Source organism: Billgrantia sp. C5P2, from assembly GCF_051062895.2.
Window position 1 is genome coordinate 4,377,165 of sequence record NZ_CM128542.1, and the last position, 25,291, is coordinate 4,402,455.

Genomic DNA, 25,291 nt, shown 5'->3' on the forward strand with positions numbered 1-25,291 from the left:
GGCGTTTACCCTAGCCTTCTTGAGCTGCAAACGTGAGCGGAGCGCCATGAAAATCGCGGTCTACCCGGGCACCTTCGACCCCATCACCCACGGTCACTACGATCTGATCGAGCGGGCCTCCCTACTGTTCGACAAGGTAGTGGTTGCCATCTCGGCCAGCCCCGGCAAGAACCCGGCGCTGGATCTCGACACCCGTATCGCCCTGGCCCGCGAGGTTTCGGCGGGGCTCGACAACGTCGAAGTGATCGGCTTTTCGGGACTTCTCACCGACCTGATGACCGAACAGCAGGCCCATATCATCCTGCGCGGCCTGCGTGCGGTTTCCGATTTCGAATACGAACTGCAGTTGGCCAACATGTACCGCGCCCAGGCACCCGAGCTCGAAAGCGTGTTCCTCACCCCGGCGGTGGAAAACTCCTACATCTCCTCGACCATCGTGCGCGAAATCGCCAAGCTGGGTGGCGACGTGTCCCGGCTGGTGCACCCCAGGGTCGCCGAAACGCTGCGCAAGCATTACAATACCTGACCGTATTACTCGGTAATTCCCGAGCCGCTTTATCCTGGGCACGGCCGGACGCGGCCTGCCCGATCGCGAGGTAACCCATGGCCCTGATGATCACCGACGAGTGCATCAACTGCGACGTCTGCGAACCCGAGTGCCCCAACGATGCCATCTCGGCGGGCGAGGAGATCTACATCATCGATCCCAGCCGCTGCACCGAGTGCGTCGGCCACTACGATGAGCCGCAGTGCCAGCAGGTGTGTCCGGTCGACTGCATTCCGCTCGACCCCGAGCGCCGTGAGAGCCGCGACGAGCTGATGGCCAAGTACCGCCTGATCACTGCTGCCTGAAGCATCCGCAGTAGCGGACCGGCAGCCCACGCCAGGCCCCGCTCATGCGGGGTTTGGCGTTCATGTGCCCGCAACCGTGCGTACTGGTCATCGCTCGCCCTGCCCGGGCCGAGGATTGATCGAGGTGCACCCCAGACAGCGGCGGAACGTCGCCTCCGCCGGCGTCTTGACCAGGGTTTCGGCAGCGGCATCGACATTGCCGCCCATGGCCGAGAACGGTAGCGAAACGACGAACAGCGCCGTACCGCCGAGCGTGGCCACCAGCAGCAGCGGCCGGGCGATCAGGGCGTCGGCGACCATCGCCCCACCGCTCGGCCGTGCCTCCATACGCTGCTCCTGGGCTTGAGCTTGCATACCGCCTAGCATCAATACCATTGCCATACCCAGAGCCATCGTCCCTCTCGTCGCCACTTTTTTCGCCCCTCTTTTCGCCATTCCCAGCGTCACACTTTCCAGATGTTTCATCTCACCCCCTCCTGGCACCCTTATCCTGAGTATCGCCTCCACGATACTCCCCTGCCGCCTCTGAATCCCATAGACGAGGCCAACATCCGGTCGCTGCATGCCTCGGTTGCGTCAAACCGACTCACCCCCCATGCTGCTCGATTCGTCAATCATAGGGACAAGACGTGGCAACCCCGCTAGCCGAGACACCTGCCGCCGCCCGCCGGCGCATCTGGACCCTGGCCTGGCCGATCATTCTCTCCAACGTCACCGTGCCGCTGCTGGGGCTGGTGGATACCGCCGTGGTCGGTCACTTGCCGGACTCGCGCTATCTGGCCGGCGTGACGCTGGGGGCCACCCTGTTCAGCTTCCTCTACTGGGGCTTCGGCTTCCTGCGCATGGGCACCACCGGGCTGACTTCACAGGCGGTGGGGCGTGAGAGCGACAGTGAGGTGCGCAACCTGCTGGGCCAGGCGCTGCTACTGGCCATGGGCATCGGGGCGCTGCTGATTCTGTTTTCCAACCCGTTGATCACCCTTGGCCTATGGCTGCTCGACGGCAGCGAGGTCGCCACTTCCCTGGCCGCCGAATATGCCCAGATCCGCATCCTTTCGGCACCGGCGGTGCTGGCCAACTACGCCATCCTCGGCTGGTTCCTGGGCCAGCAGAACTCACGCGTGACGTTGGCCATCCTGGTACTGACCAACAGCGTCAACATCGCGCTGGACCTGCTGTTCGTGGTCGGGCTCGGCATGACCAGCGACGGCGTGGCCTGGGCCACGGTGATCGCCGACTATACCGCGCTGGCCTTCGGCGCCTGGTTGGTCGCCCGCCAGTTGAAGCTGCTGCAGGGTCGCTTCCTGCGCGAGCGGCTGTTCCGCCTGAGCGCTTACGGCGAGCTGTTCCAGGTCAATGCCAATCTCTTCCTGCGCACCCTGGGGCTGCTGTTCGCCATGGCGTTCTTCACCTCACGCGGGGCGGCCCAGGGCGACACTGTGCTGGCTGCCAACGCCGTGTTGATGCAGTTCATCATGCTTATCAGCTATGCCCTGGACGGCTTCGCCCATGCCGCCGAGGCCACCACCGGTCGCGCCGTGGGCCGGCGACGCTGGGACGAGTTCGGTACCGCCGTGCACGCCGCCGCCTGGTTCTCTCTGGTCACGGCCGCTACCGCGGCGCTCGCCTTCGCCTTGGGCGGCCACTATCTCATCGCCCTGTTGACCGGCCTGCCAGAAGTACGGGAAACGGCCGGCGAGTACCTGCCCTGGATGGTGGCCATGCCGTTGATTGCGGTGTGGAGCTATCTGCTCGACGGTGTCTTCATCGGCGCCACCGCGATTCGCGAGATGCGCAACAGCATCTTCGTTGCCTTGGTCGCCTACCTGCCTATATGGTGGCTGGCACGGGCGTTCGCTTCACCTGACCACGAGAATCATGCCCTGTGGCTGGCGTTCCTCGCCTTCACCGTGGTGCGGTCGCTGGTGCTGGTCACTTACTATTGGCATCATCGGCGCACCCGCTGGTGCTATCGAATGGACGACGAAGCGACGCCACGGATACCTGATCGTTCTTGCTGAACCTGCAAATGCCCGTTTTTATTAGGGCAAGCTGATGACATTGCGCTATTTTTCTCAGACGCACTCCAGACAATCAGAAGAAGCGACGCCGCCATGCTAAGAATGCTGTCCAGACCCGCCGTCCGGCTGGTCGATCGTTACTTGCCGGACCCGTTCATCTTCGTGCTGCTGCTGACGATCATCGCCGCTGCCGCCGCCATCGGCGTGGAGCGCCAGACGCCTCTCGCCGTCATGCGCTTCTGGGGCGATGGCTTCTGGAACCTATTGACGTTTTCCATGCAGATGCTGCTGATCCTGGTGACCGGCTTCATGCTGGCCAGTTCGCCACCCATCAAGCGCCTGCTGCAGCGGCTCGCCGGCCTGGCCAAGAACGCCGGTCATGCCATCCTGCTGGTGACACTGGTCTCGCTGGTGGCCAGTTGGATCAACTGGGGCTTCGGCCTGGTGGTGGGCGCGCTGTTCGCCAAGGAACTGGCACGCCTGGTGCGGGTCGACTATCGCCTGCTGGTGGCCAGCGCCTATTCCGGCTTCGTGGTCTGGCACGGCGGCCTGGCCGGCTCCATTCCGCTGACCATCGCCACCGAGGGCCACTTCACCGCCGACCTGATTGGCGTCATCGGCACCGGCTCGACCATCTTCGCCTTCTTCAACCTGGCGCTAGTGGCCTGTCTGTTCGTCGCCATCCCGCTGGTCAACCGGGCCATGCTTCCCGAGGAAAAGGACAGCGTCTACATCGACCCCAAGCTGCTCGACGACGACACCACGACGCGGGCGCGAATCACTCGACCGGCCGAGCGTCTGGAGAACAGCGTCACCCTGGCCTGGCTGGTCGGCATACCCGGGGTGATCTTCCTGCTCGACCACTTCGCGCTGCGCGGCGGCGGCCTGAACCTGAATATCGTCAACTTCATGTTCCTGTTCCTGGCCATCGTGCTGCATCGCACCCCACGCAGCCTGCTGGAAAGCCTCAACGAGGCGATCAAGGGCGGCGCCGGCATTGTCATCCAGTTCCCCTTCTATGCGGGGATCATGGCCATCATGGTGCAGTCGGGGCTGGCGGAAACCATGTCCGAGGGGCTGATTTCCTTCGCCACCGAGGCCTCTCTGCCATTCTGGTCGTTCATCAGCGCCGGTATCGTCAACCTGTTCGTCCCCTCTGGCGGCGGGCAGTGGGCAGTGCAGGCACCGGTCATGCTGCCGGCAGCCGAAGCGCTCGGCGTGGACGTCTCGCGCGTGGCCATGGCCGTGGCCTGGGGCGATGCCTGGACCAACCTGCTGCAACCGTTCTGGGCCCTGCCGGTACTCGCCATCGCCGGCTTGAAAGCGAAGGACATCATGGGCTACTGCCTGATCCAATTGGTCATCACTGGGGTGATCATCTCGGTGGGCCTGACCTGGTTCTGAGCACGGCCCTACCCGTTGAGCGGCCCCGGCAAGTGTCGGGGCCGTCGCCTCCTTCGACGCCACGAGCCATATGCATCATTTCATTGAAGCCATTGATACGATTGCACTGCTCATCGAGGTACTCGGGGTCGCCATCATCGTCGGCGGCTTCGCCATTACCTCCTGGCGGTTCCTGCACCATCGCATGTTCCATGAGCAGCAGGCCTTCATGCACTATCGCCACGGCATCGCCCGTTCGCTCATTCTGGGGTTGGATTTCCTGATCGCCGGCGACGTGATCAAGACGGTCATCATCGCCAACACCAGCCAGCAGGTCGCCACCCTGGGCATCATCGTGCTGATCCGCGCCTTCCTCGGCTTTACCCTCCACGTCGAGGTGGAAGGGCACTGGCCGTGGCAGGACAGCCGCTACAAGGATGCAGGTGGCTCCCAGCGTGACAAGAACGAATGAAGAAGCATCGAGCTGCTAGCCCGGCTAAGCCATCGCCGACCGTACCGGTGCGCGCCCCATGCGCGCACTCCACCATAGGGCGCCCAGGAACAGCACCAGCCCCAGGCCGTCCAGCGCCAGCTGGCCATGCGGCCACAGCATCAGCGCGCCGATGGGGAACATCGCCAGGCGCACCCACCACGGCAGCTCGTGCTCCAGGAAGCCCTCGAGCCCGGCGATGATGGCATAGATGCCGAACAGGGCGAAGGCGAACACCGTGGCCATCTCCAGAGGCGTGCCGCCGATCAGCGGCGACCAGACGAACAGCAGCGGGATGATGTAGAGCCCCTTTGCGATCTTCCAGGCGGTGAAGCCGGTACGCATCGGCGGCGTCTTGGCGATGGCCGCCGCGGCGAAGGCAGTCAGGCATACCGGCGGGGTGACGTTGGAGTCCTGGGAAAGCCAGAAGATCACCATATGGGCGGCCACCAGCAGCATGGCCAGGCTATGCGACGACAGGGCCTGCTCGTAGAGCTGGCTGCGGAAGTCGTCCGGCACCAGGGTCAGCAGCTCGCGGGCGCTGGCGGCGTCCATCGGCGCAGCCAAGGCTTCCAGGCTCTCCGGCGCGGCGAGCATGAAGATCGCCCGGGCCTGCTCGGGCAGCTCGCCGGCCATCAGCAGATCCACCAGTTCACCATGAGCCATCAGGCCGTAGAGGGCCGGTGCCGAGAGCGTGCCGAGCACGATATAGGCAGCGGTGACCGGCAGCCCCATGCCCAGCACCAGCGAGGCAATGGCGATCAGCACCAGGGTGATCAACAGGCTGCCGCCGGCCCAGTCGGTGATCATCAGCGAGAAGGTGTTGCCGATGCCGGTGGTGGAGACCACGTTGACGATCAGGCCCACGGTGAGCAGCAGGATCGCCGTGGTGACCATGTTGCGGGTACCCAGCACCAGGGCCTCCAGTACCACCTTCGGCGTCATGGGCTGCTTCGACAGCCAGGAGGCCACCACCACCGAGAGGATGGCGATACCCGCGGCATAGGTGGGGGTGTAGCCGTGGATCAGCGATGCCACCAGCACTACCAGCGGCAGCAGGAAGTGCCAGCCGCCCTTGAGCACCTCGAGAAGCCGCGGTGCCTCCTCGGTCTCGATGTGCTGAGTGTTGCTGCGCTTGGCCTCGATACGCACGAACATCGCCACCGAGAGGAAGTAGAGCAGCGCCGGCAAGGCCGCCACGCCGATGATGGTGAGGTAGGAGACCTGGGTATAGGAGGCCATGATGAAGGCCCCGGCCCCCATGACCGGCGGCATCAACTGGCCACCGGTGGAGGCGGCCGCCTCGACGCCGGCGGCGAAACGCGGCGGGAAGCCGGCCTTGCGCATCAGCGGGATGGTGATCACCCCCGTGGAGACGGTGTTGGCCACGCTGGAGCCCGATACCGAGCCCATCAGCCCCGAGGAGAACACCGCCACGAAGCCGGGGCCGCCAATGAAACGCCCGGCCGCACAGCGGGCCAGCTCGATGATGAAGTCGCCGGCGCCGGAGCGCACCAGGAAGGCGCCGAAGAGGATGAACATGAATACATAGGACCAAGAGATACGGGCGATGGAGCCCAGCATGCCGTCGCCGCCCAGGTAGCTGCGGTAGAGCACCGTCTCCCAGGTCAGGCCGGGGAAGCCGAACACGCCGCTCACATGGCGGCCCCACCAGGCCACATAGGTCAGCGCCACCAGGCACAGCAGCGGGATGAACCAGCCGGTGGTGCGCCGGGCGAACTCCAGCACCAGGGCCAGGGCGACGATGGAGACGACCCAGTCAGCGGTGGAGAAGCGCACGCCGCGGGCGTAGAGGGCGTCCTCGAAGCCGATCAGGTAGAAGGCGCAGCCCAGCGCGGCAAGGCCGAGCAGTATATCGACCGCCAGCACCAGCCGGGCGCCGTCGGCGGAGCGCGCCTTCAGCATCGGCACCGAAAGGGCGCAGAGCAGCCCGAACATGCCGAAGTGCAGGGCGCTGACCCACACCTCGGAGAGGGTACCCAGGGTGTTGAAGTAGAGATGCGACAGGGCGACGACGATGGCCAGGGCGAACAGCACCCGGCCGAGCCAGGGGTGGTCGAGGCGCTCGGGCGCTTCGCTGGCGGCCTCGTCGCGCACCTCGGGGATAGGCGTTGCGTTCATGGGCATTCTCACGGAGCTGGCGTGGATGGGAAGGCGTTGCCGGTGGCCTGGTTCGGGGCTTTGCCGGGCGCAGGCCCCGAAGTGTCGGACCATCGAGGAGGCGCTGTGGACCCTTCCTTGGGCGCTACTTTCTCCTTCCCTGGAAAAAGACCTCCTCTTCGGCCTGCCCCCGGCGCCCCTCACCGGGAATGGCTCGGCAGCAGGCTCTGGCAAGGTTTGGAAAGGCGTGCTTAGCTCTCCAGCAGATGTTCGGGGATCTCGAGCCCCTGCTCCTGGAAGTAGCGGGCCGCGCCGGGGTGCAGCGGCATGGGCAGGCCATCCAGCGCCTTCTCCAGCGACATGTCGCGGGTCGCAGGGTGGATGTTGTTGAGGAACGGCAGGTTTTCGAACATTGCCTTGGTGATCTGGTAGACGTGCTCCTCCGGCACGTCGGCGTTGACCACCAGGATGTTGGGCTGGGCGATGGTGTGAACTGCCTCGTCCTGGCCCGGGTAGGTGCCGGCGGGGATCTCGAAGGCAGACCAGACCGGGTACTCGCCGTTGATCCGCTCGAGCTGTTCTTGCGTGACGTTCAGGATGGAAATATTGCTGCCCATGTTGGCGAAGGCGCTGGTCACCGCCGAGGCGGGCACCCCGGCGGGAACGTTCATGCCGTCGATGTTGCCGTTCTGCATGGAGTCGGCGCTGGGGCCGTAGCCCAGGTAGGCCAGGTTCATCTGCTCCGGGTCTATCTCCAGGCCGGCAAGAATCTGCCGACCCGAGCCCTCGGTGCCGGAGTTGCGCGCGCCAATGGAGAAGCCGCGACCGTAGAGGTGGGCCAGGTCATCGATGGTGCCGGTCTCGACCCGGTCGCTGCGCATCACGAAGTGCTCGACGTTCTGCCACAGCATGGAGACGGAGCGGACGTTGTCGTAGGTCTTGGGAACCGGGCCTTCACCATTCCAGGCCCAGGCGCCGTAGAGGGCCTGGAGGATGCCGAACTGGGCCTCGTCGTCGTCCATCAGGCGCAGGTTCTCAGCGGAACCGGCAGAACTGATGGCCGATACGGAGAGACCGTGGGTCGGTTCGAGCTTGACCCGCACCAGGGTGGAGAGGGCCACGCCCACCGGGTAGTAGGTGCCGCCAGTGGTAGCGGTGCCCATGATGTATTGACCACCCTCACTGCCATTCTCCTGGGCAGCGAGGCCGGTGGCTGTGATGCCGAGCAGGCCGGCGGTGGCGAGACACATGGCGGACTTGAGGAACTGGCGCTTGTGCATGGAGCTTCTCCTATCGATGGGAGCCTGTTGTGGTTATGCCCCATGTCGATAGCGAGAAGCCTGCCAGCTGAGATAGATCGCTTGTTGCATCAATGAATTGCATGGCGTTCAGTCAGGCCGGCCATCCGCCTCACCATTGCCATCGGCAAGAACTTGCCGATGGCAATGGCCCGCACCGGCAAGTTCTTGCCGATGCGGGCCGTCACGCCGGTGTCGGCGGTTCGACTCCGCCGGTGAAGGCCTCGCGACGCAGCCCATGCTTCTGCATCTTCTGGTTGAGGGTGCGGCGCGGCAGCTCCAGCTCTTCCAGTACCGCCTGGATGTTGCCGCCATGACGGCTCAGTGCCTCCCGCAGCAGCGCCGCCTCGAAGGCCGCCAGCTGCGCCGCCAGGGAGCCCTCCTCCGGCGCGGCGTCCGCGGCGAGCCACGGCAGCTCCAGTCCGAGGATGAAACGGGTCGCCGCATTGCGCAGTTCGCGCAGGTTGCCCGGCCACGGGTGGCGCCCCAGGGCAGCCAGGAGCCCGCCCTCCGGCTCCTGCGGCGGACGCTGGTGCACCTCGGCGGCCTGATGGCAAAAATGCTGGAACAGCAGCGGGATGTCCTCGCGACGTTCTCGCAGCGGGGGGATGGTCAGCTCGGCAATGGCCAGTCGATAGTAGAGGTCCTCGCGGAAGCCTCCCTCCGCGGCCAGGGCCAGCAGGTCGACCTTGGTGGCCGCCACCACCCGTAGATCGACCCCGCGCACGGCATTGCTGCCCAGCCGGGTGATCTCGCCCTCCTGCAGGGCGCGCAGCAGCTTGACCTGCGCCGCCAGCGGCAGCGACTCCACCTCGTCGAGAAACAGGGTGCCGCCACTGGCATGTTCGAGGGTGCCGATGCGCCGTTCGCTGGCGCCGGTGAAGGCGCCCTTCTCGTGGCCGAACAGCTCCGACTCGATCAGCTCGGAGGCGATGGCGCCACAGTTGAGGGCGACGAAGGGGCCTTTCGTCCCGCCGGCCTCGTGCAGGCAGCGCGCCACCACCTCCTTGCCGCTGCCGGTCTCTCCCAGCACCAGTACATTGGCGCGGGTCGTCGCCAGATTGGCGACCTGCTGGCGCAGGCGCACGATACCCGGGGCCTGGCCGAGCAGCCGGGCGGCGAGGCTTCCTTCGCGCAACGCCTCGCGCAGCCGGCGGTTCTCCAGCGCCAGGCGGCGGCGCTCCAGGCCACGGCGCACGCACTCCTCCAGGCGCTCGGGCTCGAAGGGTTTCTCGACGAAGTCCCAGGCCCCGGCCTGCATCGCCTCCACCGCCATGGGCACGTCGCCATGCCCGCTGATCAATATCACGGGCGGCGGGTCGTCGAGGGCCTGCAGGGCCCGTAGCAGGGCCAGGCCATCGAGGCCCGGCATCTTGACGTCGCTGACCAGCACGCCACAGGCATCGCCGGCCTGCAGTGCCTCCAGGGCCGCCTGGCCGCGCGCGAAGGCACGCACCGCAAGCTCGGAGATCTCCAACCACTGGCTGAGGGATTCCCGTACGTCCGCGTCGTCGTCGACCAGCCAGATCGGCAGGGTATCGGGGCACACATCATGGTTCATCCTGACTCTCCCGAATCGAACAAGAGGGCGCGAGACCCGTCGTCTGGGCCCGGGGCAGCTCGACACGAAACCAGGCGCCTCCCGATGGGCGATTGCCGGCATGGATGCGCCCGCCGAGATCCTGGACGATGCCGTAGCTGATGAACAGGCCCAGCCCCAGGCCGTCCCCGACCGCCTTGGTGGTGAAGAACGGATCGAAGAGCTGCTCCAGCAGCGCTTCGGGGATGCCTGCGCCGTTGTCGGCGACCGTCACCACCAGACGCTCGGCCTCGGCTTCGACGGCAACCTCCAGACACGGCTCGGACACCCCGCGCAGGGCGTCCAGGGCATTGCGCAGCAGGTTGGTCAGCAGTTGCTCGACACGCACCTCGTCGCCCAGTACCCACGGCCCCGCCTGCGCCTTGTCCACGCGGCGCTGGGGCTGCACCCCCTGCTCGCGACAGCGCTCCGCCAGCAGCTCGAGAACGAAATCGAGCCGCGCCACCAGGTCCACCGGCTCCCGCGCCCCGCCCTTGCGGGCGAACAGCTTGAGCTGGCGGATCAGGCCGCCGAGCCGCTCGCAGAGCGCCTGGATGCGCTGGAAGTTGTCGTTGGCGGCCTCCGGGCGCCCCCGGCCCAGCAGCCGCTGGCCGTTGGCCGCATAGGTACGGATCCCCGAGAGAGGCTGGTTGAGCTCATGGGCGATACCGGCGGCCATGGTACCCAGGGCCGCCAGCTTGCCGGCCTGCACCAGTTCCGCCTGGGCCTCCTGCAGCTCGCGCGTGCGCTCCACCACTCGCGCTTCCAGCCGCTCGTTGGCCTCGCGAATGATCGCCGCCTCCCGGTCCCGCAGCCGCTGCCGCTTCTGCCGCTCGCGCAGCCACAGCGCCAGCAGCAGTAGCGCCAGCCACACCGCCACGCCGCCCATCAGGGCATTGCGGGCGCTGACATAGAGTGGCCGTACCGGCACCAGGTAGTGCATCGTCCAGCCCAGGGTCTCCAGGGTGAGGGTATTGTCGATCAGGCGCTCGCCGTATCCCGCCCCTCCTGCCAGCAGCGAACCGTCACGCAGGCGCCGTCCCAACGGCTCGAGCGGCTCGTCCATGAACTGACGCTGCCGGAGAATCTCCTCGCGGGCCTGGGCCGTCAGCTCTGCCAGGCGGCGATAACGCCACTCGGGTCGGCTGGAGAGAATCACCACGCCGTTGGCATCGGTGAGTAGCACCTTCTCGCCGGCGCGGCGCCAGTCCGCCTGCAGCGCCTCCAGCGAGACCTTGGCCACCAGGACGCCCCGGGGTGCTTCCGTCTCGCCGGAGCCCACGGCGGCGGAGACGAAGTAGCCGGGGCGCCCCGTGGTGCTGCCCACGGCAAAGAACTCTCCCTGCCCCGTGGCCATGGCCTCGTAGAAGTAAGGGCGGAAGCGGTAGTCATGGCCGACGAAGCTGTCGGCCTCGGCATGGTTGCTGCTGGCCAGGGTCAGGCCCTCGGCGTCCAGCAGGAAGATCACCTCGGCGCCGGAGCGCTCGGCCACCAGCGCCAGGAAGTCATTGACCTGGGGCACGAGGATGCCGGCAGGGTCGAGCAGCGCCGCCTGTATCTGGGTCTGTTGCGCAAGCAGCCCCGGCAGGTAGCTGGAACGCTCGAGCGCCCCTTGCAAGCTGCTGCCGTAGAGCGACAGCCGGTTGTCGGCATGACGACGCGCCTCCGCCTCCGACTGGGCATACTGCCAGTGCCACAGCCACCAGAGGCTGGCCAGCGCCGCCCCGACCAGGCACAGGGTCAACAGGCGTCGCTGCCAGTTCAAGGCAGCGGCTCCAGGCATGGCGGCCACATGGGGTCTCCTCCTGTCCGGTCGGCGGCATCGGTCTTGGTGTCCGGATTGCAGAGATCATACCACTCCGACAAGACGGAGACGGCCGTGCACCCGATAGCTGACCCCATCCTGCGGCGAAGGCGTTATGCTGTGGGAAAATCCGACAATGGAAGCGCCTCGATGGACGAACATGCCCTGCCCGGCCAGCATGAATTGATCATGACCGTACTGATGACCCCCGATATGGCCAACTTCAGCGGCAAGGTGCACGGCGGCGCCATTCTCAAGAAGCTGGACGAAGTGGCCTACGCCTGCGCCAGCCGCTACTCAGGCCACTACGTAGTGACGCTGTCGGTCGATCAGGTGCTGTTCAAGCAGCCGATCCACGTCGGCGAACTGGTCACCTTCCTGGCCTGCGTCAATCACGTGGGACGCTCCTCGATGGAGATCGGCATCAAGGTAGTGGCCGAGGACATACAGCAGAAACTGATCCGCCATACCAACAGCTGCTACCTGACCATGGTGGCGGTGGATGCCGACGGCAAGCCGGCTAAGGTGCCGCCACTAAAGCTGGAGACGCCGATGCAGCAGTTGCGTTTCGACAAGGCGGCGCTACGCAAGAAGCTGCGCAAGCAGGCCGAGGAGGCCGAACGCCAGACCCAGGCGGAGCATGGTCGAGGCAGGCACGGCGCAGAGTAGACATGGGCAGGCGGAAGGCACGTGTCGCCCGCCCGTCGAGAGAAACGAGCGTCAGCCGCAGCCGATGTCGGTGATGGTATCGCTGTCGTCGATATGGACGTTGATGCGGTCGCCCCGGTACTCCATGGTGTAGGCATGCCCCGGGCGGATGACCCGCAGCGTGGCGGCGCCGCTCTGCTGGCGTATCGACTCGCCCAGCGCCTCGTCGTAGCGTCGACCGACCCGATCCTGCACGCGCTGCGCGCCGCAGTCGTCTTCGCTCTCGCCTACTTGAGGCGGCTTGGGGGCGGGATCATGAGAGGCGTTGTTGGCATTCGACATGGAATTACAACCTGTCAGTAACGTCAGGCCGACAGACATCAGGCACAACCGCAGAGGGCTTACCATGCACAAGGTCTCGCTAAAAATGAGAAGAAGCAGTCAACAGCTGGCTCAGGCAGCACACGGGAAACCGCTAGGCCACCCGTGCGCTGCCAGGCCATACCGTATGAACTTACTCGGCGGCGTCCTGCACGGCCTGGCCGCCGCGCTCGACGTCTTCGCCGGCACCCTGCATGGTGTTGCAGCCCGCCAGGGTACCGGCGGCCATCAGCAGGGCGAAACTCAGGGCAATTGCTTTCTTCATGGTCTATCTCCTTGAAATGATAAAGGGAAATCCATTCCTTGCCTGAAGCAATGGCCACTTAAGCGTAACAGCCCTTTGCCGCTTTGCATAACCGCTAAATAAAGGTTACGACGATGACTGCCGCTGGATCGCCTCGCCCCCCTGTTCGATATCCTCACCCATACCGCGCATGGTATTGCAGCCACTGAGCAGTGACAGCGCCATGAGCGCCGCCAACAATACCGCTACCGTTCGCTTCATGTTGCTCTCCTCGTTTGCGTCCAGGCTCACTCTCTCACTTTAGCTGCTGTCGATTCGCTTCGCTTGTTTCTCATGCCAGGCGCTTCCCGTCGGCCTGTGTCATGATGGATGACACCGTCACCGTGAGGGAGAGGGAAGATGTCGTCAGTACTGCTGGATGAGCGCTTGGTCAGGGACAGCTACCCAGTAACGGAGCTGCCGCTGTGCCAGCTGCGCCTGATGGACGATACCCGTTTCCCCTGGCTGATCCTGATTCCTCGTCGCGCCGAGGTCAGCGAGGTGTTCGACCTGGACGAGGCGGACCGGCAGCAGCTATGGCGCGAGGCCAGCGAGGTGGGGCGTATGCTCAAGGCCCTGAGCCTGGCCGACAAGATCAACGTGGCCAACCTGGGCAATGTGGTGTCCCAACTGCACGTCCACGTCGTCGCTCGCCGGCGAGACGATGAGGCCTGGCCGGGACCGGTATGGGGGCAGGGTCAGCCGCAGCCCTACGACATGAACGGCCTGGCCGGCATGCGCGACCATCTGCTGGCGCGGCTGGACGGGTTGAAGCAGCGACTCTGAGCCATGCTCACCCTCCCAGCGGGTGCCCGCCGGGAGGTGACGAAGGCTCTGCCGGGCCTGTACGGGCGGGCGGCTCCCCCAGCAGGGGTGCCGAAGCGGGCTGGGTCGCCCCGGTGATCGTGAGCGAGATACCCAGCGCCATGATGGCAAACCCGCCGCCCAGGGCAGCCCAGCTCAGCAGGCGCCCCACCCGTTGCATACCGCCCTGCTTCACCAACTGCCGTTCGGCCCAGCCGCGCGCCATCACGCTGGCCAGCGCCAGGCCGGAGACCGTCAGCGCCGTGCCCAGCGCCATCACCATGACCGCGGCCACCCCGACCGCGAACTGACCCAGCAGAGTGGCCGCACCCAGCAACAGCACACCACCGCTGCAGGGACGAATGCCGATGGCAACCACCGTGGCCAGCGCGGTACGCCAGTCGGCGGCCTGGCTCGGGTCGACGTGATGATGACCGCCACAGCAGACAGGATCGTGGGCGTGGTGGTGAACATGTTCCTGGTGGTGGTCATGGTGGTGGCCATGCCGTTCGTGTTCATGCGCCGGCCTATCGGCAGTGCGCCGCAGCTGGCGAATCGCCCGCAGGCACAGCCAGCCTCCCAGCAGCGTCACCATCAGGAAGCTGGCCTGCTCGACCCAGACGACGCTCCCCATCGCCTGGCGGGTGACCCAGCCCAGGCCGTGCACCAGCACCACGACCAGACCGATGGCCACCAGCCCCTGCAGCAGCGAAGCGGCAAAGGAGAGCGCCAGCGCCCGACGCACCTCCCCCCCCTGAGAGAGCAGGTAGGTCGTCAGCACCGCCTTGCCATGCCCGGGCCCGGCGGCATGGAAGACACCATAGCCGAAGCTGACGCCCAGTAACGCCGCCCAGGCACCCGGCGTGGGCGTGCCGGAGAATTCGGTGATGGCCATGGTCAGGGCACGATGGAAGTCGCGCTGCCAGCTCAGCAATTGAAAGCTCACTGCATGCAGCCCGCCCTGGCTGAAAAAATGCAGCGTCAGTGCGGCAAGGGCCAGCAGTCCGAGCCCGACCAGCCAAGCTCTGGCAGGAGTTCCTGCGATCATCCTGGCCATCACTCGCATGTCACGACTCCGGTCTCGGCGAAATGCCGCCCCATGCCGGGCTCGGCTTCATCATTGATATCGAGCATGGCGGCTTCCGCCACCAGTTCGGGATCGGGATCGGCGGGCAGGATGCGGGTGGTGCAACTCAGCTCGCCGCCGACCGTCAGAGCATCGTCCTTTGGCGTGTCGCCCTCCGCCTCGTGGACGACTTCCAGGTAGTAGGTCGGATCGAAGACCTGATACTCCAGCGTCTGCTCGCCCAGCGCCTGCGGCTCCTCGAGCGGCAGGAGAAAAACGAACTCCACCCGGCCGTTGCGCTCCATCACGGTGTATTCGGTCACGTCGCCAAGGCTCAGCTCGTCATCGCCCATGCGCACTTCGGTGAAGAAATCGAACGGTGCCAGGTTGCCGCGAATCTCGCCGCCCAGCCGGTCGAGGCCCGCTTCAAGCCCGCCTTCGGTCCGGCTCAGTTCCTCGATGAGCACCAGGCTATAGAAAGGATCCATGCGCCAGGCCTGATGCAGCGCTTCGACTCGCCCCTCCTCGTCGACCACCAGGCGTACCCGAATATCGATCCAGCCATGCGGATGGGCCTGGGCCAGGCCGGGCAGCAACAGGGAGAACAGGCCCGCGAGCCAGGCTCGCCTCGTTCCTGCGCGGCAGAGTTGACGCAAAGCATTCATGTGGCAATTGAGCTCATGCAAACGGGTTGAGAATCATCGCGGCGCCAGCCCCAGCCGGCGCTGCAGTTCGGCCAGCAGCGGGTCGAGCAAGTGTGGCGGCAGCGGCCTGCCTCCCCGGGTCGCCGTCAGCGAGGCCCGGGCGCCTTGGCCTTCGGAGGTCACCTCGGCCCGCACTCGGTAGCCCGGCCAGCGAGCGAGTACCGCCTCGACGCGCCCCAGATCGGCATCGGCATGGCGAATCACGTAGCCCTCTTCCATCAGCAGGCCGATGACTTCCTGCAGGGTCGCCTCGGGCGCCGCCGCGAGCGCCAGTTCGCGTGGCTCCGGTGGCTGCATGGTGGTGGCACAGCCCGACAGCACGACGAGCAGCAGCGCAATGGCAAGACCACGCATCAGGGCTCCTCCCTCGCCGGGGCGGCCTGCATGGCCTGACGCAGCGAACCGCAGAAGGCGGCATCGCTGCCACTTCGCGTTTCGCGCAGCTCGCCCCGCCAGTCGATCACCTGGATGTCGCGGCTGGCTCGCACCCAGCCGCCATCGGCGACGACCGAGACGCGTTCGAGCTGAGTGGCATCCTGTGTGATGCTGCCGCCGGCACCACCGAAGCCGATCATCACGCCGGTTGACACGCCACGGCCGCCACCCAGGCCAAAGCCGCCGAAGAAGCCGGTCCGCTCCCAGCTATCGTAGCGATCGCCATAGCCCGGAATGGTCCGGGTGCGCTCGGCGCTGATCACCCCCAGTGCCAGTTCGGTATCGCGCACGACGAAATCGTCCGCTTCCAGCGCATCGAGGGCACGACGTACCCACTCGCGGGACTCGATGCCCTCGGCCTCCCAGCGGCACTCGGCTGCGGGTCGCGGCTCTGCCGATGGCAGAGTCGACGGGGTCGTCTGGCAGCCGACCAGCAAGGCCAGGCCGGGCATCATCCACCACAGGCGCATGGAGGTTCTCCTGTTCGTCATTGGGACGCAGTCTACGCCGCCCGGCCCACCGTGCAAGGACGTCACTGACGCCTTGAGAGTCCCGGCAAGCCCAAGGGTTCCCGAGCGGCCGGCATTCGCGCGCGATGCGAGCGCGCATCGCCTGGACACCAGCGACCGAGGCCGCCCCCTCATGCACACAGTCTATCGCAACCATGGCCAGATATTGTTTAAGCAACCCTTGCTGGGACCTTAGACTTGGCTGCAACGCATTCACACGCCAAAGGAGTACGCACATGAGCGACACCAACGCCATCGGTCTGCATCAAGGCAGCGCCAGCCAGCTCGCAGAGAAGCTCAACCTTCTGCTGGCGAATTACCAGGTCCTCTACATGAACGTGCGCGGCTACCACTGGAACGTGAAGGGTCCGCAGTTCTTCGAGCTGCATGCCAAGTTCGAGGAGCTCTACACCGACCTGTTGACCAAGGTCGACGAAGTCGCCGAGCGCATCCTGACCCTGGGGCACCAGCCGGTACACGCCTACAGCGACTACGTCTCGATGGCACAGATCCGCGAGGACAAGGACGTGCACGACGGCGAAGCCTGCGTGCGCGGCGTGCTCAAGGGCTACCAGACCCTGATCGAACTGCAGCGCGATCTGCTCTCCGCGGCCTCGGATGCCGACGACGAGGGCACCGCCGCCCAGGCCGGCGACTACATCCGCGAGCAGGAGAAGACCGTCTGGATGCTCAACGCCTACCTGGGCTGAGCGACATCCTGCCGGAGCCGGGCGCAGCCCGGCTCCCCGCGCATGCGGACCACACGCCGACACCCCGTTTGACGATTCGCAACATTCCCACCCTTGTCTTCGACGCCATCCGCTACAACCCTTGGGTAAGTACAGACGCGACTCGCCCCATGCTGGCGGAGCCAGCGAACATTGATTGCAAGGAGGTAGCACATGAGCGAGAAGCTGAGAGGCAAGACCGTCGCCATCCTGGCCACCGATGGCTTCGAGGAGTCGGAACTCACCGAGCCCAAGGCGGCACTCGAGCGCGAAGGCGCGACGGTACACGTGATCGCGCCGGACAAGGACAGCATCCGCGCCTGGGCGAAAACCGACTGGGGCCCCTCCTATGACGTCGACCGTCACCTGGAGCAGGCCAATGCCGACGACTACGACGCGCTGGAGCTTCCCGGCGGCCTGTTCAATCCCGACGCCTTGCGCCAGAACCAGCAGGCGCTGGCCTTCACCCGGCGTTTCTTCGAAGCACACAAGCCGGTCGGCGCGATCTGCCACGGCCCCTGGGTGCTGATCAATGCCGGCGTCGCCAAGGGCCGCCGCATGACCTCCTATCCTTCGGTGGAACAGGACCTGCGCAACGCCGGAGCCGAGTGGGTCGACCAGGAAGTCGTGGTCGACAGCGGCCTGGTCACCAGCCGCAAACCCGACGATCTCGAGGCGTTCTGCAGCAAGCTCGTCGAGGAGATAGCCGAAGGCAAGCACAGCCGGCAACACGCCTGATGCGCCGAGCTTTCGTCTCCCGCCGCTCGCCCCAGCGAGCGGCGGTTTCTCCTGGTCGTTCTTGCCAGGAAGTTCTCTGCCGGCTCAGGCGCCCTGCTCCGCCGTGTCGCTGGCCAGATCCGCGACCAGCGCCCGCAGCAGTACCCAGAACTCCTCTACCGAACTCAACTCCACCCGCTCGTCGGGCGAATGTGCCCCGCGGATCGAAGGGCCGAACGAGATCATCTCGAGGTTGGGGTACTTGCCGGCCAGAATCCCGCACTCCAGTCCGGCGTGGATCACCTTGACCGCCGGCTCGCTGCCCACATGCCGTCGATGCAGGCGACGGAAACGTGCCAGCAGCGCGCTGTCGGGCGCGGGCGTCCAGCCGGGATAGGCATTCTCGACCCGGGTCCGCGCGCCGATGAGGTCGAACAGGCCGCGGAAGCGGTCGGCCATGGCCTCCACCGCGCTGTCGCGCAGCGAGCGTACCAGGGCGCAGAGGTGGAAGCGGCCCGCGTCGAGGCTCACTACGCCAAGGTTGTTGGAGGTTTCCACCACGCCGGGCACCGAGCTGCTCATGCGCTCCACGCCGTAGGGCGCCACGTTGAGCGCCGCCAGCAGCATGTGGCTGGCATGGGCATTGAGCGCCTGGGCGGGCGCAGCCTCGAGCGGCGTCATGGTCAGCGTCAGATTCTCCTCGACCCCGGCCAGCTCGCTGCGCAGCTCATGCTCCAGCGCCGCCACGCGGCTCTGGGCGGCATTGACCTCATCGGCGGGCAACATCAGGGTGGCGAAGGCCTCGCGCGGGATGGCGTTGCGCAGGGTGCCGCCACGATAGCTGACCAGGCGAATGTCGTAGGCCTCCAGCGCCCGCAGCACCCGGACCAGCAGACGGTTGGCATTGCCGCGACCGCGATGGATGTCGATGCCGGAGTGGCCCCCCAGCAGGCCGGTCAGGGAGAGCTGCACGGCAACGTCATCGGAACTCGGCTCTGCCGTGGGCAGTTGGGCCTCCACCACGATGTCGGCACCGCCAGCACAGCCGATAAATACTTCGCCGCGATCTTCCGAATCCAGGTTGAGCAGCACGCGCCCCTCGAGCCAGTTCTCCGCCAACTGCAATGCGCCGCCCATCGAGGTCTCCTCCTCGAGGGTGAACAGCGCCTCCAGCGGACCGTGGACCAGCGCCTCGTCTTCCAGGAGTGCCAGCGCCGCCGCCACGCCGAGGCCGTTGTCGGCGCCAAGCGTGGTGTGCCGAGCCCGCAGCCAGCCATTGTCCACGTAGGTCTCGATGGGGTCGCGGGTGAAGTCGTGGGGATGATCGGCGTTGGCCTGGGCCACCATGTCGAGATGCCCCTGCAGGATGACGCCCGGAGCGCCCTCCTTTCCCGGCGTGGCCGGCTTGCGAATGCGCAGGTTGCCGAAGCCGTCGCGATCGTGTGCAAGTCCGTGCCGCTCGGCCCAGCCCTCGAGAATGGCCACCAGCTGGGCTTCGTGTCCCGAGGGCCGCGGCGTGTTGCACAGGGTACGGAAATGACGCCACAGCGGTTGCGGCGCGAGTTGCTCGAGATGTTCGTTCATGATCCGTCTGCTTGGGGATAACCGGGCTACCTTACCGGGCCGCCGGCGCCGGGAAAAGCCCGGTCAAGGCATGTGTCGTGGATGCGGGCCACGACGTCGCGCAGACGCTCCATGACCTGGCGGCGCCCCTTGACACCGGACTGGGCGGCGAGCCAGGCCATGTCGCGGCCCTGGAAGGCCCAGGCGACCAGCCAGGCCAGCTCGCCCTCCCGCCGCCCCGCCGCCGCCGCCCATCGCACCAGCCCCTGCAGGGCCGGGCGTGCCAGGGCCGGTTCGCGATGGCCATGGGCCACATCGCCAATATCGCGGCGCTCGGCATCGCTCAAGGGTGGGGGCTTCCCCTCGGCCAGCAGCGCCAGCGCCACCTCGGGGTCGAGGTCGGCAAGCTCGAAGGCCAGCAGGGCGGGCAGGAGCCGTTGGAAGCGCTCGACCAGCGTCTCGGTCAGCGCTTCGCCCTTGGGGCCGAGCGGGGCGACGACCATGACGGCGTGCTCGCCGGTGGAGGTTTCCCGCGACAGCCCCAGGCGCACCGTACGGAAGCCCAGCGCCTGCCAGAACGCCAGCAGCCCAGGCTCGGCGCCGAAGCTTGCTCCCAGCAGGTCGAACCCGGCCTCACGGGCGACCTCGCGCTCATGCTCCAGCAGCCGACGGCCCAGCCCCTGGCGCCGACACTGTGGACTCACCGCAATGCGCTGCACGCGGCGTAGACGCGCCATCAGCGCCTCGCGGGAACCGGCATGGGCGGCCAGCGATTGCGCCAGCAGGTGTCCGGGCAGGCGTCGCTCGCCCCGCGCCACCCGCTCGGCCAATCCGGGTTCGAAGCCACCCTCGTCGGCACACACCGCGACGGCCTGAGTATGGACGCCGTCGGTCAGGGTCGTGATGTTGAGCCCCGGCTCGTCGAGCAGGCGCTGCAGGTCGGCCGGCGTGGTACGGTAGTGCGCCTGCACCAGCAGGCCGAAGAGCTCGCGCAGGACGGCCTCATCGGCAGCAAGCGTCGAGCGTTGCCAGCGCACCGTCTGCAGCGACGTCGCAGCTATGGAGGGAAGTGGGGTCACCGGCTCGGCATCGAGCAGCAGCAGGTCGTTGACCAGGCGCTCCAGAGGGTCGCCCTCGGCCCAGCGCACCGGCGTTGCAAGGTGAAGTTCGCGCCAGTCGGGTGCCACCCGCGCGAGCCGCTCGCGAAAACGCAGGGCGAAACCGCGACCGGAACCCTCGTAGCCATGCACGGTGGTGGCAAAGGCGATCCGCGGGAACGCCGTGAGCCACTGCCCCAGCATGGTGGCGGGAATGGCAGCGGCCTCGTCCACCAGCAGCCAGCTACCCTGGCCGCCAGCCTCGCTGCGCTCGACCCTGGTGCTCAGTTCGTCGGGGGCAACGAACTCGACCCGTCCGCCCTGCGCGTCGACAAAGCGATTGCCTTCACGCCAGCCCTCGGGACGCAGCGCTTCCAGGCGCTCGAACAGTGCCGCCACTGCCTGCGGGCGCGGCGCCGTCACCCATATCTCCTCCTGGCCCGCCGCTATCAAGCGCGAGCATGCAATGCCCAGCGCTGCCGTCTTGCCGCGGCCACGGTCGGCGGTGAGTACCAGCGGCCGACGTCGCCGCAGGCCGACCAGGCGCCTCACGGCATCGGCCTGATCTGGCGTCAGGCAGTCCGGATCAGCGCTGGCACGACCCGAGCGGGACCGTACGTCGCCAAGCTCGGGCAGCTGGGGAGGCATGCCCGCTGGCCAGCGCACCACACCGGCGGCCTGCGACAGCCGTTGTCGCAGGCGGTCCATATAGCGGCTCGGCGCGGCATCTTGAGTCGGCATCAGCAGTACCAGCAGGCCGCCGGCACGCAGGGTGCCGCTCAGTGCACCGAAGGCATCCGCATCGAGATCGGCCCCTGGCGAGGCGGCATCGAAGACGACCAGGTCGTGCTCGCTCCCCAGGCGCGTCCTGGCCTTGGCGGGTGGCAGCCAGGCTCCGTCGCACGGCGCCCCTGGCGGCGTCGGCGACACCCAGCAGGGCGACAGCCATCTTCCCGCCTGCCACAGGGCGATGGCCTGGTCCCGAGCCGGCTCGGCAGCCGCGACCAACCACACCAGCCCACGCCAGCCGCGCAAGCGCATTTGGTCAGACCAATTTAATATTGCCAGCTCCCTCGATTCGTTCACGCGCACTCTATCTCCGCTTTCCCACCTTCGCCTTTCTTAACAATTGGTAGCATTCAACTCGCCAAAGAAATATATGAGCCTGCTAAATATAAGCAGAAAATCTCTTATTTTGGCGGCACGTTTTGAGAAAATCGCGACAAGACACACGTTCCGATACAAACTTCCACGCTCTTCACGTTCGCCTCAAGCACCAGCAGTTTTGGTCTTACCAATTTTCCACTCTTGCTATGCAACCAGAAGCCATGGCTAATTCGTCGCTGGAATAGGCCTTTCCTAGAACAATACCCGTCACAACAAGTGGAGTCGCGTCTATGCAAGTCTCAACTGGCCTCAAGGTGTCCGCTCGCTTCAAGCTGGCCGGCACGGCCGCCGCCGTGATCGTGGCCGGTGCCGCCCTGGCCGGCACCGCCAACGCTCAGGAGAGCGTTCGCTGGCAGGTCCCCATTGCCTTCCCTTCTCACCTGGTCGGCCTGAGTACACCGGTGGTGCACCTTTCCGAGACGCTTGAGGCGATATCAGGGGGCAACATCAACCTGCGCTACTACGAGCCGGGCGAGCTGATACCGCCGTTCGAGATTCTCGACGCCGTCTCGGAAGGTCGTTATCCGGCAGGCTATACCTGGATCGGCTACGACCAGGGCAGCATCCCGGTGCTGCCGTTGCTGTCCGGCCCTCCCTTCGGCATGGAACCGCCCGCCTTCATGGCCTGGCACTATTTCGGCGACGGCGATACGCTGCTGCAGGAAGTGTACGAGCCTTATGGCGTCAAGGCGCTGCTGTGCGGCGTCATCGGGCCGGAAGCCGCCGGCTGGTTCGCCGAACCACTGGAGTCGCTGGACCAGATCGATGGCCTGCGCATCCGTTTCGCCGGCATCGGCGGGCGGGTGATGGAAGAACTGGGGGCCTCGGTCACCATGCTGCCCGGTGGCGAACTCTATCAAGCCATGGAGCGCGGCACGATCGATGCCACCGAGTTCTCCGCCCCGGCCGTCGACCGTATCCTGGGCATGCAGGAGATCGTGCAGAACTACGTCATGCCGGGCTGGCACCAGACCTATACCACCTCGCATCTGCTGGTGAACCAGGAGATGTGGAACGATCTCTCCGACCTGAGCCGCGCCCAGATCGAGACCGGCTGCCGCTCCGCCACGCTGTTCGGCTTCTCCGAGAGCGAATGGGAAAACCCCCAGGCGCTGGCCGGCTTCGAGGCCGAGGGCGTAAATGCCCAGACCCTGTCGCCGGAGATACTCGCCGAGCTGGAGACCGTTACCATGCGCGTGCTGGACCAGATGGCCGGTGAGGACGAACTCTTCAACCGCGTGCTGGAAAGCCAGCGTGAATGGATGGGCGTGCACGGCAACTGGCACTCGAAAGGCTACCTGCCGCGCTCCTACTACGCACCCAGCTCCAACTGATCAGCAACGGTAGAGTGACGGCCGCCGGAGTCCTGGCTCCGGCGGTCGTCTTCCCGGCTTGCGAAATATGAGGCTGCTCGATGTCAACACCCTGCCCCGCCCCCTCTTCGAACAACTCCGAGAACTTCCAGCCGGAACTGCCCACGAACCGTATCAGCCACACAGTGGACACGGCCATCGCCGTACTCGGCAAGGGGCTCTCCTGGCTGTGGCTTGCCACGCTCGTCGTGGTACTCACCAACGTGTTCAGTCGCTTCATTCTGGGACGGGGCTCCATCGCCCTGGAAGAGCTCTCCTGGCACTTCTTCGGTGCCACCATGATCCTCACCCTGGCCTATGCCGTGGTCACCGACGACCACGTTCGCGTCGACGTGCTGCGTGAGCGCTTCACACTACGCTTCCAGGCCTGGGTCGAACTGCTGGGAATTCTGCTGCTGGTACTTCCCGTCCTCTATTTCATGGTCGACGGCCTGGCCGAATACGCCTACCGCTCCTTCGAACGCGGCGAGCGTTCACAGGCGCCGAGCGGGCTGCCCTATCGCTTCATCATCAAGAGCACGCTGCCCCTGGGCATGGCACTGATCGCCCTCGCCCTGTCGTCACGGGCGCTGCGCTGCTGCACCTATCTCTTCGACTTTCCCCGGAAGCTGCCGCTGCGCCGCCCGGTGGACTACCGCTAACGTGCCTGAGCGAGGATCGTCATGGGTCTGGAAGAACTTCTCGTCATCGGCATGTTCGCCGGCTTCATGGGGCTGTTGCTGCTGGGCTTCCCGGTGGCCTGGGCGCTGGCCGGCATCGGCTTCCTGTTTGCCGTCATCGGCCACGTACTGGTCGAAACCTTCAATGCCGACGTCTGGTTCACTTGGGGCGGCACCATCGGTGTGCTCGACAGGCGTCTCTACGGCATCGTCGCCAACGAATTGATGGTGGCCCTGCCGCTGTTCATCTTCATGGGCATCATGCTCGATCGCTCGGGTATCGCCGAGCGGCTGATGAACTCCCTGGTTCGCGTGCTGGGCGGGCTGCGCGGCGGCTATGCCGTCACCGTGGTCATCGTCGGCGTGCTGCTGGCGGCTTCCACCGGCATCGTCGGGGCTTCGGTGGTACTGCTCGGCATGCTCTCCATCGGTCCCATGCTGCAGGCCAAGTACAACAAGTCGCTGGCCGTAGGCACCGCCTGTTCGGTAGGCACCCTGGGCATCCTCGTGCCGCCGAGCATCATGCTGGTGCTGATGGCCGACCGGCTGGGCACCTCGGAGGCCTCGGTCGGCCGGCTGTTCATGGGTGCATTGATTCCCGGCGTGATGCTGGGGGTGATGTATATCGCCTATATCGTGATTGCCGCCTATATCAAGAAGGACCTGGCTCCGGCACCGGAAAACAGGCAACCGCTGAACGCCCGTGCGCTGCTGGAGGTGCTGATTGCGGTACTCCCGCCGATGGCGCTGATCGTGGCGGTGCTGGGCTCGATCTTCACCGGCTTTGCCACTACCACCGAAGCCTCCGCCGTGGGCGCGCTCGGCGCCATGCTGCTCGCGCTGTTCAATCGACGCCTGAGTTTCGATATCGTCTCCAAGGCGCTGTTCCAGACCACTCGCACCACCGCTTTCATTTTCGGCATTTTCGTCGGCGCCACCGTCTTTGCCGTGGTGCTGCGAGGGCTCGGCGGCGACGACGTCATCCGTAGCGCGATCACCGGGTTGCCCTTCGGGCCCGCCGGTGTGGTGCTCACGGTCATGCTGGTGGTGTTCCTGCTCGGCTTCTTCCTCGACTGGGTGGAGATCACGCTGATCATCCTGCCGCTGGTCGCCCCGGTGGTCTTCAGCCTGGGCGTCGATCCGGTATGGTTCGCCATTCTCTTCGCCATCTGCCTGCAGACCTCGTTTTTGACCCCGCCGGTGGGTTTCGCGCTGTTCTACATCAAGGGGGTTTGCCCGCCGGAGATCAGCACGCTCGACATCTACAAGGGCGTGGCTCCCTTCGTGGCGCTGCAATTGCTGGGATTGTTCCTGGTGTTCTTCTACGAGCCGCTGGCGACCTGGCTGCCGGCCCAGATCTACAGCGGACGCTGATCCATGGCACCGAGAGGCGCCCGAGCCGATCCGGGCGCCTCCTCGGATTTCATGCCCAATCGGTCAGACTTTGGTCTATCGCCCCTCTCGCCCCCGCACTTCCCCCTTCTTGCCGTCATGTTGTCATTTTGCCTTCCAATACAGGCACATCTACTTGGCATATTTCTTAATTAAACGCTACTGATCACCGGCACGGTCGGGCCCGAGCCGCTACCCTAGCCAAAGCAAGCTATCG

Annotated in this window: 26 protein-coding genes; 12 read left to right on the forward strand and 14 right to left on the reverse strand. The window is 65.9% G+C overall.

Annotated elements, in window-relative coordinates; translation table 11 throughout:
* The first annotated feature begins 46 nt into the window (after window positions 1-46).
* On the forward strand, window positions 47-526 hold the full coding sequence (coaD, locus tag ACRWQA_RS20365) for a pantetheine-phosphate adenylyltransferase (protein ID WP_263581537.1): 480 nt from the start codon (window positions 47-49) through the stop codon (window positions 524-526).
* A 77-nt stretch (window positions 527-603) separates the two neighbouring features.
* Complete coding sequence (locus tag ACRWQA_RS20370) at window positions 604-852, forward strand: YfhL family 4Fe-4S dicluster ferredoxin (RefSeq protein ID WP_167117662.1); 249 nt, start codon at window positions 604-606, stop codon at window positions 850-852.
* Window positions 853-939: 87 nt separating this feature from the next.
* Here the strand turns inward: ACRWQA_RS20370 and ACRWQA_RS20375 are convergent, their stop codons facing one another.
* Window positions 940-1,179, reverse strand: a complete 240-nt coding sequence (locus ACRWQA_RS20375) for a hypothetical protein (RefSeq protein WP_434229706.1) — start codon at window positions 1,177-1,179, stop codon at window positions 940-942.
* 302 nt (window positions 1,180-1,481) lie between these two features.
* Between ACRWQA_RS20375 and ACRWQA_RS20380 the strand changes: the two genes are divergently transcribed.
* The 3 genes from ACRWQA_RS20380 (at window position 1,482) to ACRWQA_RS20390 (ending at window position 4,728) form a co-directional block, all read left to right on the forward strand.
* The gene (locus ACRWQA_RS20380; protein ID WP_434229708.1) at window positions 1,482-2,873 is read left to right on the forward strand and encodes an MATE family efflux transporter; all 1,392 of its coding nucleotides are present in this window, start codon (window positions 1,482-1,484) and stop codon (window positions 2,871-2,873) included.
* Between the two features lie 93 nt (window positions 2,874-2,966).
* On the forward strand, window positions 2,967-4,277 hold the full coding sequence (locus tag ACRWQA_RS20385) for a short-chain fatty acid transporter (RefSeq protein WP_434229711.1): 1,311 nt from the start codon (window positions 2,967-2,969) through the stop codon (window positions 4,275-4,277).
* 70 nt (window positions 4,278-4,347) lie between these two features.
* A complete protein-coding gene (locus ACRWQA_RS20390) occupies window positions 4,348-4,728 on the forward strand; it encodes a DUF1622 domain-containing protein (protein ID WP_263581541.1) in 381 nt (126 codons plus the stop codon).
* Window positions 4,729-4,752: 24 nt separating this feature from the next.
* Here the strand turns inward: ACRWQA_RS20390 and ACRWQA_RS20395 are convergent, their stop codons facing one another.
* From ACRWQA_RS20395 to ACRWQA_RS20410, 4 genes are all read right to left on the reverse strand, one after another.
* Window positions 4,753-6,888, reverse strand: a complete 2,136-nt coding sequence (locus ACRWQA_RS20395) for a TRAP transporter permease (protein WP_434229714.1) — start codon at window positions 6,886-6,888, stop codon at window positions 4,753-4,755.
* Between the two features lie 230 nt (window positions 6,889-7,118).
* Window positions 7,119-8,147 (reverse strand): TAXI family TRAP transporter solute-binding subunit, encoded by a 1,029-nt coding sequence (locus ACRWQA_RS20400; RefSeq protein ID WP_434229717.1) that lies wholly within the window; start codon window positions 8,145-8,147, stop codon window positions 7,119-7,121.
* Between the two features lie 202 nt (window positions 8,148-8,349).
* Entirely contained in the window at window positions 8,350-9,726 is a 1,377-nt protein-coding gene (locus ACRWQA_RS20405; RefSeq protein WP_434229720.1) for a sigma-54-dependent transcriptional regulator, read from the reverse strand.
* Entirely contained in the window at window positions 9,716-11,527 is a 1,812-nt protein-coding gene (locus ACRWQA_RS20410) for a sensor histidine kinase (RefSeq protein WP_434229769.1), read from the reverse strand. Before ACRWQA_RS20410 ends, ACRWQA_RS20405 begins: the two co-directional genes overlap by 11 nt.
* A gap of 171 nt (window positions 11,528-11,698) precedes the next feature.
* Here ACRWQA_RS20410 and ACRWQA_RS20415 point away from each other — a divergent pair, with 171 nt between their 5' ends.
* Window positions 11,699-12,217: an acyl-CoA thioesterase gene (locus ACRWQA_RS20415; RefSeq protein WP_434229723.1), complete on the forward strand. Its 519-nt coding sequence runs from the start codon at window positions 11,699-11,701 to the stop codon at window positions 12,215-12,217.
* 51 nt (window positions 12,218-12,268) lie between these two features.
* On the opposite strand, the gene ACRWQA_RS20420 is transcribed toward ACRWQA_RS20415, so the two are convergent.
* From ACRWQA_RS20420 to ACRWQA_RS20430, 3 genes are all read right to left on the reverse strand, one after another.
* Window positions 12,269-12,538: an I78 family peptidase inhibitor gene (locus ACRWQA_RS20420; protein WP_263581546.1), complete on the reverse strand. Its 270-nt coding sequence runs from the start codon at window positions 12,536-12,538 to the stop codon at window positions 12,269-12,271.
* Window positions 12,539-12,710: 172 nt separating this feature from the next.
* A complete protein-coding gene (locus tag ACRWQA_RS20425; RefSeq protein WP_263581547.1) occupies window positions 12,711-12,842 on the reverse strand; it encodes an entericidin A/B family lipoprotein in 132 nt (43 codons plus the stop codon).
* 105 nt (window positions 12,843-12,947) lie between these two features.
* Window positions 12,948-13,082 carry an entericidin A/B family lipoprotein gene (locus ACRWQA_RS20430; protein ID WP_263581548.1) on the reverse strand — a complete coding sequence of 45 codons (135 nt, stop codon included), beginning with the start codon at window positions 13,080-13,082 and terminating at the stop codon, window positions 12,948-12,950.
* Between the two features lie 138 nt (window positions 13,083-13,220).
* Here ACRWQA_RS20430 and ACRWQA_RS20435 point away from each other — a divergent pair, with 138 nt between their 5' ends.
* Entirely contained in the window at window positions 13,221-13,646 is a 426-nt protein-coding gene (locus ACRWQA_RS20435; RefSeq protein WP_263581549.1) for an HIT domain-containing protein, read from the forward strand.
* A 7-nt stretch (window positions 13,647-13,653) separates the two neighbouring features.
* Here the strand turns inward: ACRWQA_RS20435 and ACRWQA_RS20440 are convergent, their stop codons facing one another.
* From ACRWQA_RS20440 to ACRWQA_RS20455, 4 genes are read right to left on the reverse strand one after another with little or no spacing between them, the layout of a single operon-like run.
* The gene (locus ACRWQA_RS20440) at window positions 13,654-14,730 is read right to left on the reverse strand and encodes a nickel/cobalt transporter (RefSeq protein WP_263581550.1); all 1,077 of its coding nucleotides are present in this window, start codon (window positions 14,728-14,730) and stop codon (window positions 13,654-13,656) included.
* Window positions 14,721-15,395, reverse strand: coding sequence for a DUF1007 family protein (locus ACRWQA_RS20445; RefSeq protein ID WP_263581551.1), 675 nt, complete (start codon window positions 15,393-15,395; stop codon window positions 14,721-14,723). The genes ACRWQA_RS20440 and ACRWQA_RS20445 overlap by 10 nt, the downstream gene beginning before the upstream one ends.
* Window positions 15,396-15,428: 33 nt before the next feature.
* Window positions 15,429-15,788, reverse strand: a complete 360-nt coding sequence (locus ACRWQA_RS20450; RefSeq protein WP_263581552.1) for a hypothetical protein — start codon at window positions 15,786-15,788, stop codon at window positions 15,429-15,431.
* Window positions 15,788-16,339, reverse strand: a complete 552-nt coding sequence (locus ACRWQA_RS20455) for a hypothetical protein (protein WP_434229729.1) — start codon at window positions 16,337-16,339, stop codon at window positions 15,788-15,790. Before ACRWQA_RS20455 ends, ACRWQA_RS20450 begins: the two co-directional genes overlap by 1 nt.
* Before the next feature lie 275 nt (window positions 16,340-16,614).
* Here ACRWQA_RS20455 and ACRWQA_RS20460 point away from each other — a divergent pair, with 275 nt between their 5' ends.
* Both ACRWQA_RS20460 and ACRWQA_RS20465 read left to right on the forward strand, forming a co-directional pair.
* Window positions 16,615-17,088, forward strand: coding sequence for a Dps family protein (locus tag ACRWQA_RS20460; RefSeq protein WP_263581554.1), 474 nt, complete (start codon window positions 16,615-16,617; stop codon window positions 17,086-17,088).
* Between the two features lie 192 nt (window positions 17,089-17,280).
* On the forward strand, window positions 17,281-17,844 hold the full coding sequence (locus tag ACRWQA_RS20465) for a type 1 glutamine amidotransferase domain-containing protein (RefSeq protein WP_263581555.1): 564 nt from the start codon (window positions 17,281-17,283) through the stop codon (window positions 17,842-17,844).
* 84 nt (window positions 17,845-17,928) lie between these two features.
* Here the strand turns inward: ACRWQA_RS20465 and ACRWQA_RS20470 are convergent, their stop codons facing one another.
* Together ACRWQA_RS20470 and ACRWQA_RS20475 are read right to left on the reverse strand one after the other, a co-directional pair.
* Window positions 17,929-19,407 carry an aminoacyl-histidine dipeptidase gene (locus ACRWQA_RS20470; RefSeq protein ID WP_434229733.1) on the reverse strand — a complete coding sequence of 493 codons (1,479 nt, stop codon included), beginning with the start codon at window positions 19,405-19,407 and terminating at the stop codon, window positions 17,929-17,931.
* Window positions 19,408-19,433: 26 nt separating this feature from the next.
* Window positions 19,434-21,575, reverse strand: a complete 2,142-nt coding sequence (locus tag ACRWQA_RS20475; RefSeq protein WP_487247143.1) for a tRNA(Met) cytidine acetyltransferase TmcA — start codon at window positions 21,573-21,575, stop codon at window positions 19,434-19,436.
* 305 nt (window positions 21,576-21,880) lie between these two features.
* Here ACRWQA_RS20475 and ACRWQA_RS20480 point away from each other — a divergent pair, with 305 nt between their 5' ends.
* The 3 genes from ACRWQA_RS20480 to ACRWQA_RS20490 all read left to right on the forward strand — a co-directional run bounded on the left by ACRWQA_RS20480 (window position 21,881) and on the right by ACRWQA_RS20490 (window position 25,056).
* A complete protein-coding gene (locus ACRWQA_RS20480) occupies window positions 21,881-22,984 on the forward strand; it encodes a TRAP transporter substrate-binding protein (RefSeq protein WP_434229739.1) in 1,104 nt (367 codons plus the stop codon).
* Window positions 22,985-23,064: 80 nt separating this feature from the next.
* A complete protein-coding gene (locus ACRWQA_RS20485) occupies window positions 23,065-23,664 on the forward strand; it encodes a TRAP transporter small permease subunit (protein ID WP_263581559.1) in 600 nt (199 codons plus the stop codon).
* A gap of 21 nt (window positions 23,665-23,685) precedes the next feature.
* Window positions 23,686-25,056 carry a TRAP transporter large permease gene (locus ACRWQA_RS20490; RefSeq protein WP_434229742.1) on the forward strand — a complete coding sequence of 457 codons (1,371 nt, stop codon included), beginning with the start codon at window positions 23,686-23,688 and terminating at the stop codon, window positions 25,054-25,056.
* Window positions 25,057-25,291: the final 235 nt, after the last annotated feature.

Bases quoted from the DNA above. Each gene is read 5' to 3' on its own strand.
- ACRWQA_RS20490 (WP_434229742.1), top strand. From the start codon at position 23,686: ATGGGTCTGGAAGAACTTCTCGTCATCGGCATGTTCGCCGGCTTCATG.
- ACRWQA_RS20405 (WP_434229720.1), bottom strand. From the start codon at position 9,726: ATGAACCATGATGTGTGCCCCGATACCCTGCCGATCTGGCTGGTCGAC.
- ACRWQA_RS20420 (WP_263581546.1), bottom strand. From the start codon at position 12,538: ATGTCGAATGCCAACAACGCCTCTCATGATCCCGCCCCCAAGCCGCCT.
- ACRWQA_RS20410 (WP_434229769.1), bottom strand. From the start codon at position 11,527: ATGCCTGGAGCCGCTGCCTTGAACTGGCAGCGACGCCTGTTGACCCTG.
- ACRWQA_RS20430 (WP_263581548.1), bottom strand. From the start codon at position 13,082: ATGAAGCGAACGGTAGCGGTATTGTTGGCGGCGCTCATGGCGCTGTCA.
- ACRWQA_RS20465 (WP_263581555.1), top strand. From the start codon at position 17,281: ATGAGCGAGAAGCTGAGAGGCAAGACCGTCGCCATCCTGGCCACCGAT.
- ACRWQA_RS20400 (WP_434229717.1), bottom strand. From the start codon at position 8,147: ATGCACAAGCGCCAGTTCCTCAAGTCCGCCATGTGTCTCGCCACCGCC.
- ACRWQA_RS20370 (WP_167117662.1), top strand. From the start codon at position 604: ATGGCCCTGATGATCACCGACGAGTGCATCAACTGCGACGTCTGCGAA.
- ACRWQA_RS20450 (WP_263581552.1), bottom strand. From the start codon at position 15,788: ATGCGTGGTCTTGCCATTGCGCTGCTGCTCGTCGTGCTGTCGGGCTGT.
- ACRWQA_RS20470 (WP_434229733.1), bottom strand. From the start codon at position 19,407: ATGAACGAACATCTCGAGCAACTCGCGCCGCAACCGCTGTGGCGTCAT.
- ACRWQA_RS20415 (WP_434229723.1), top strand. From the start codon at position 11,699: ATGGACGAACATGCCCTGCCCGGCCAGCATGAATTGATCATGACCGTA.
- ACRWQA_RS20385 (WP_434229711.1), top strand. From the start codon at position 2,967: ATGCTAAGAATGCTGTCCAGACCCGCCGTCCGGCTGGTCGATCGTTAC.
- ACRWQA_RS20375 (WP_434229706.1), bottom strand. From the start codon at position 1,179: ATGGAGGCACGGCCGAGCGGTGGGGCGATGGTCGCCGACGCCCTGATC.
- ACRWQA_RS20460 (WP_263581554.1), top strand. From the start codon at position 16,615: ATGAGCGACACCAACGCCATCGGTCTGCATCAAGGCAGCGCCAGCCAG.
- ACRWQA_RS20435 (WP_263581549.1), top strand. From the start codon at position 13,221: ATGTCGTCAGTACTGCTGGATGAGCGCTTGGTCAGGGACAGCTACCCA.
- ACRWQA_RS20390 (WP_263581541.1), top strand. From the start codon at position 4,348: ATGCATCATTTCATTGAAGCCATTGATACGATTGCACTGCTCATCGAG.
- ACRWQA_RS20440 (WP_263581550.1), bottom strand. From the start codon at position 14,730: ATGCGAGTGATGGCCAGGATGATCGCAGGAACTCCTGCCAGAGCTTGG.
- ACRWQA_RS20485 (WP_263581559.1), top strand. From the start codon at position 23,065: ATGTCAACACCCTGCCCCGCCCCCTCTTCGAACAACTCCGAGAACTTC.
- ACRWQA_RS20395 (WP_434229714.1), bottom strand. From the start codon at position 6,888: ATGAACGCAACGCCTATCCCCGAGGTGCGCGACGAGGCCGCCAGCGAA.
- ACRWQA_RS20455 (WP_434229729.1), bottom strand. From the start codon at position 16,339: ATGCGCCTGTGGTGGATGATGCCCGGCCTGGCCTTGCTGGTCGGCTGC.
- ACRWQA_RS20480 (WP_434229739.1), top strand. From the start codon at position 21,881: ATGCAAGTCTCAACTGGCCTCAAGGTGTCCGCTCGCTTCAAGCTGGCC.
- ACRWQA_RS20425 (WP_263581547.1), bottom strand. From the start codon at position 12,842: ATGAAGAAAGCAATTGCCCTGAGTTTCGCCCTGCTGATGGCCGCCGGT.
- ACRWQA_RS20445 (WP_263581551.1), bottom strand. From the start codon at position 15,395: ATGAATGCTTTGCGTCAACTCTGCCGCGCAGGAACGAGGCGAGCCTGG.
- coaD (WP_263581537.1), top strand. From the start codon at position 47: ATGAAAATCGCGGTCTACCCGGGCACCTTCGACCCCATCACCCACGGT.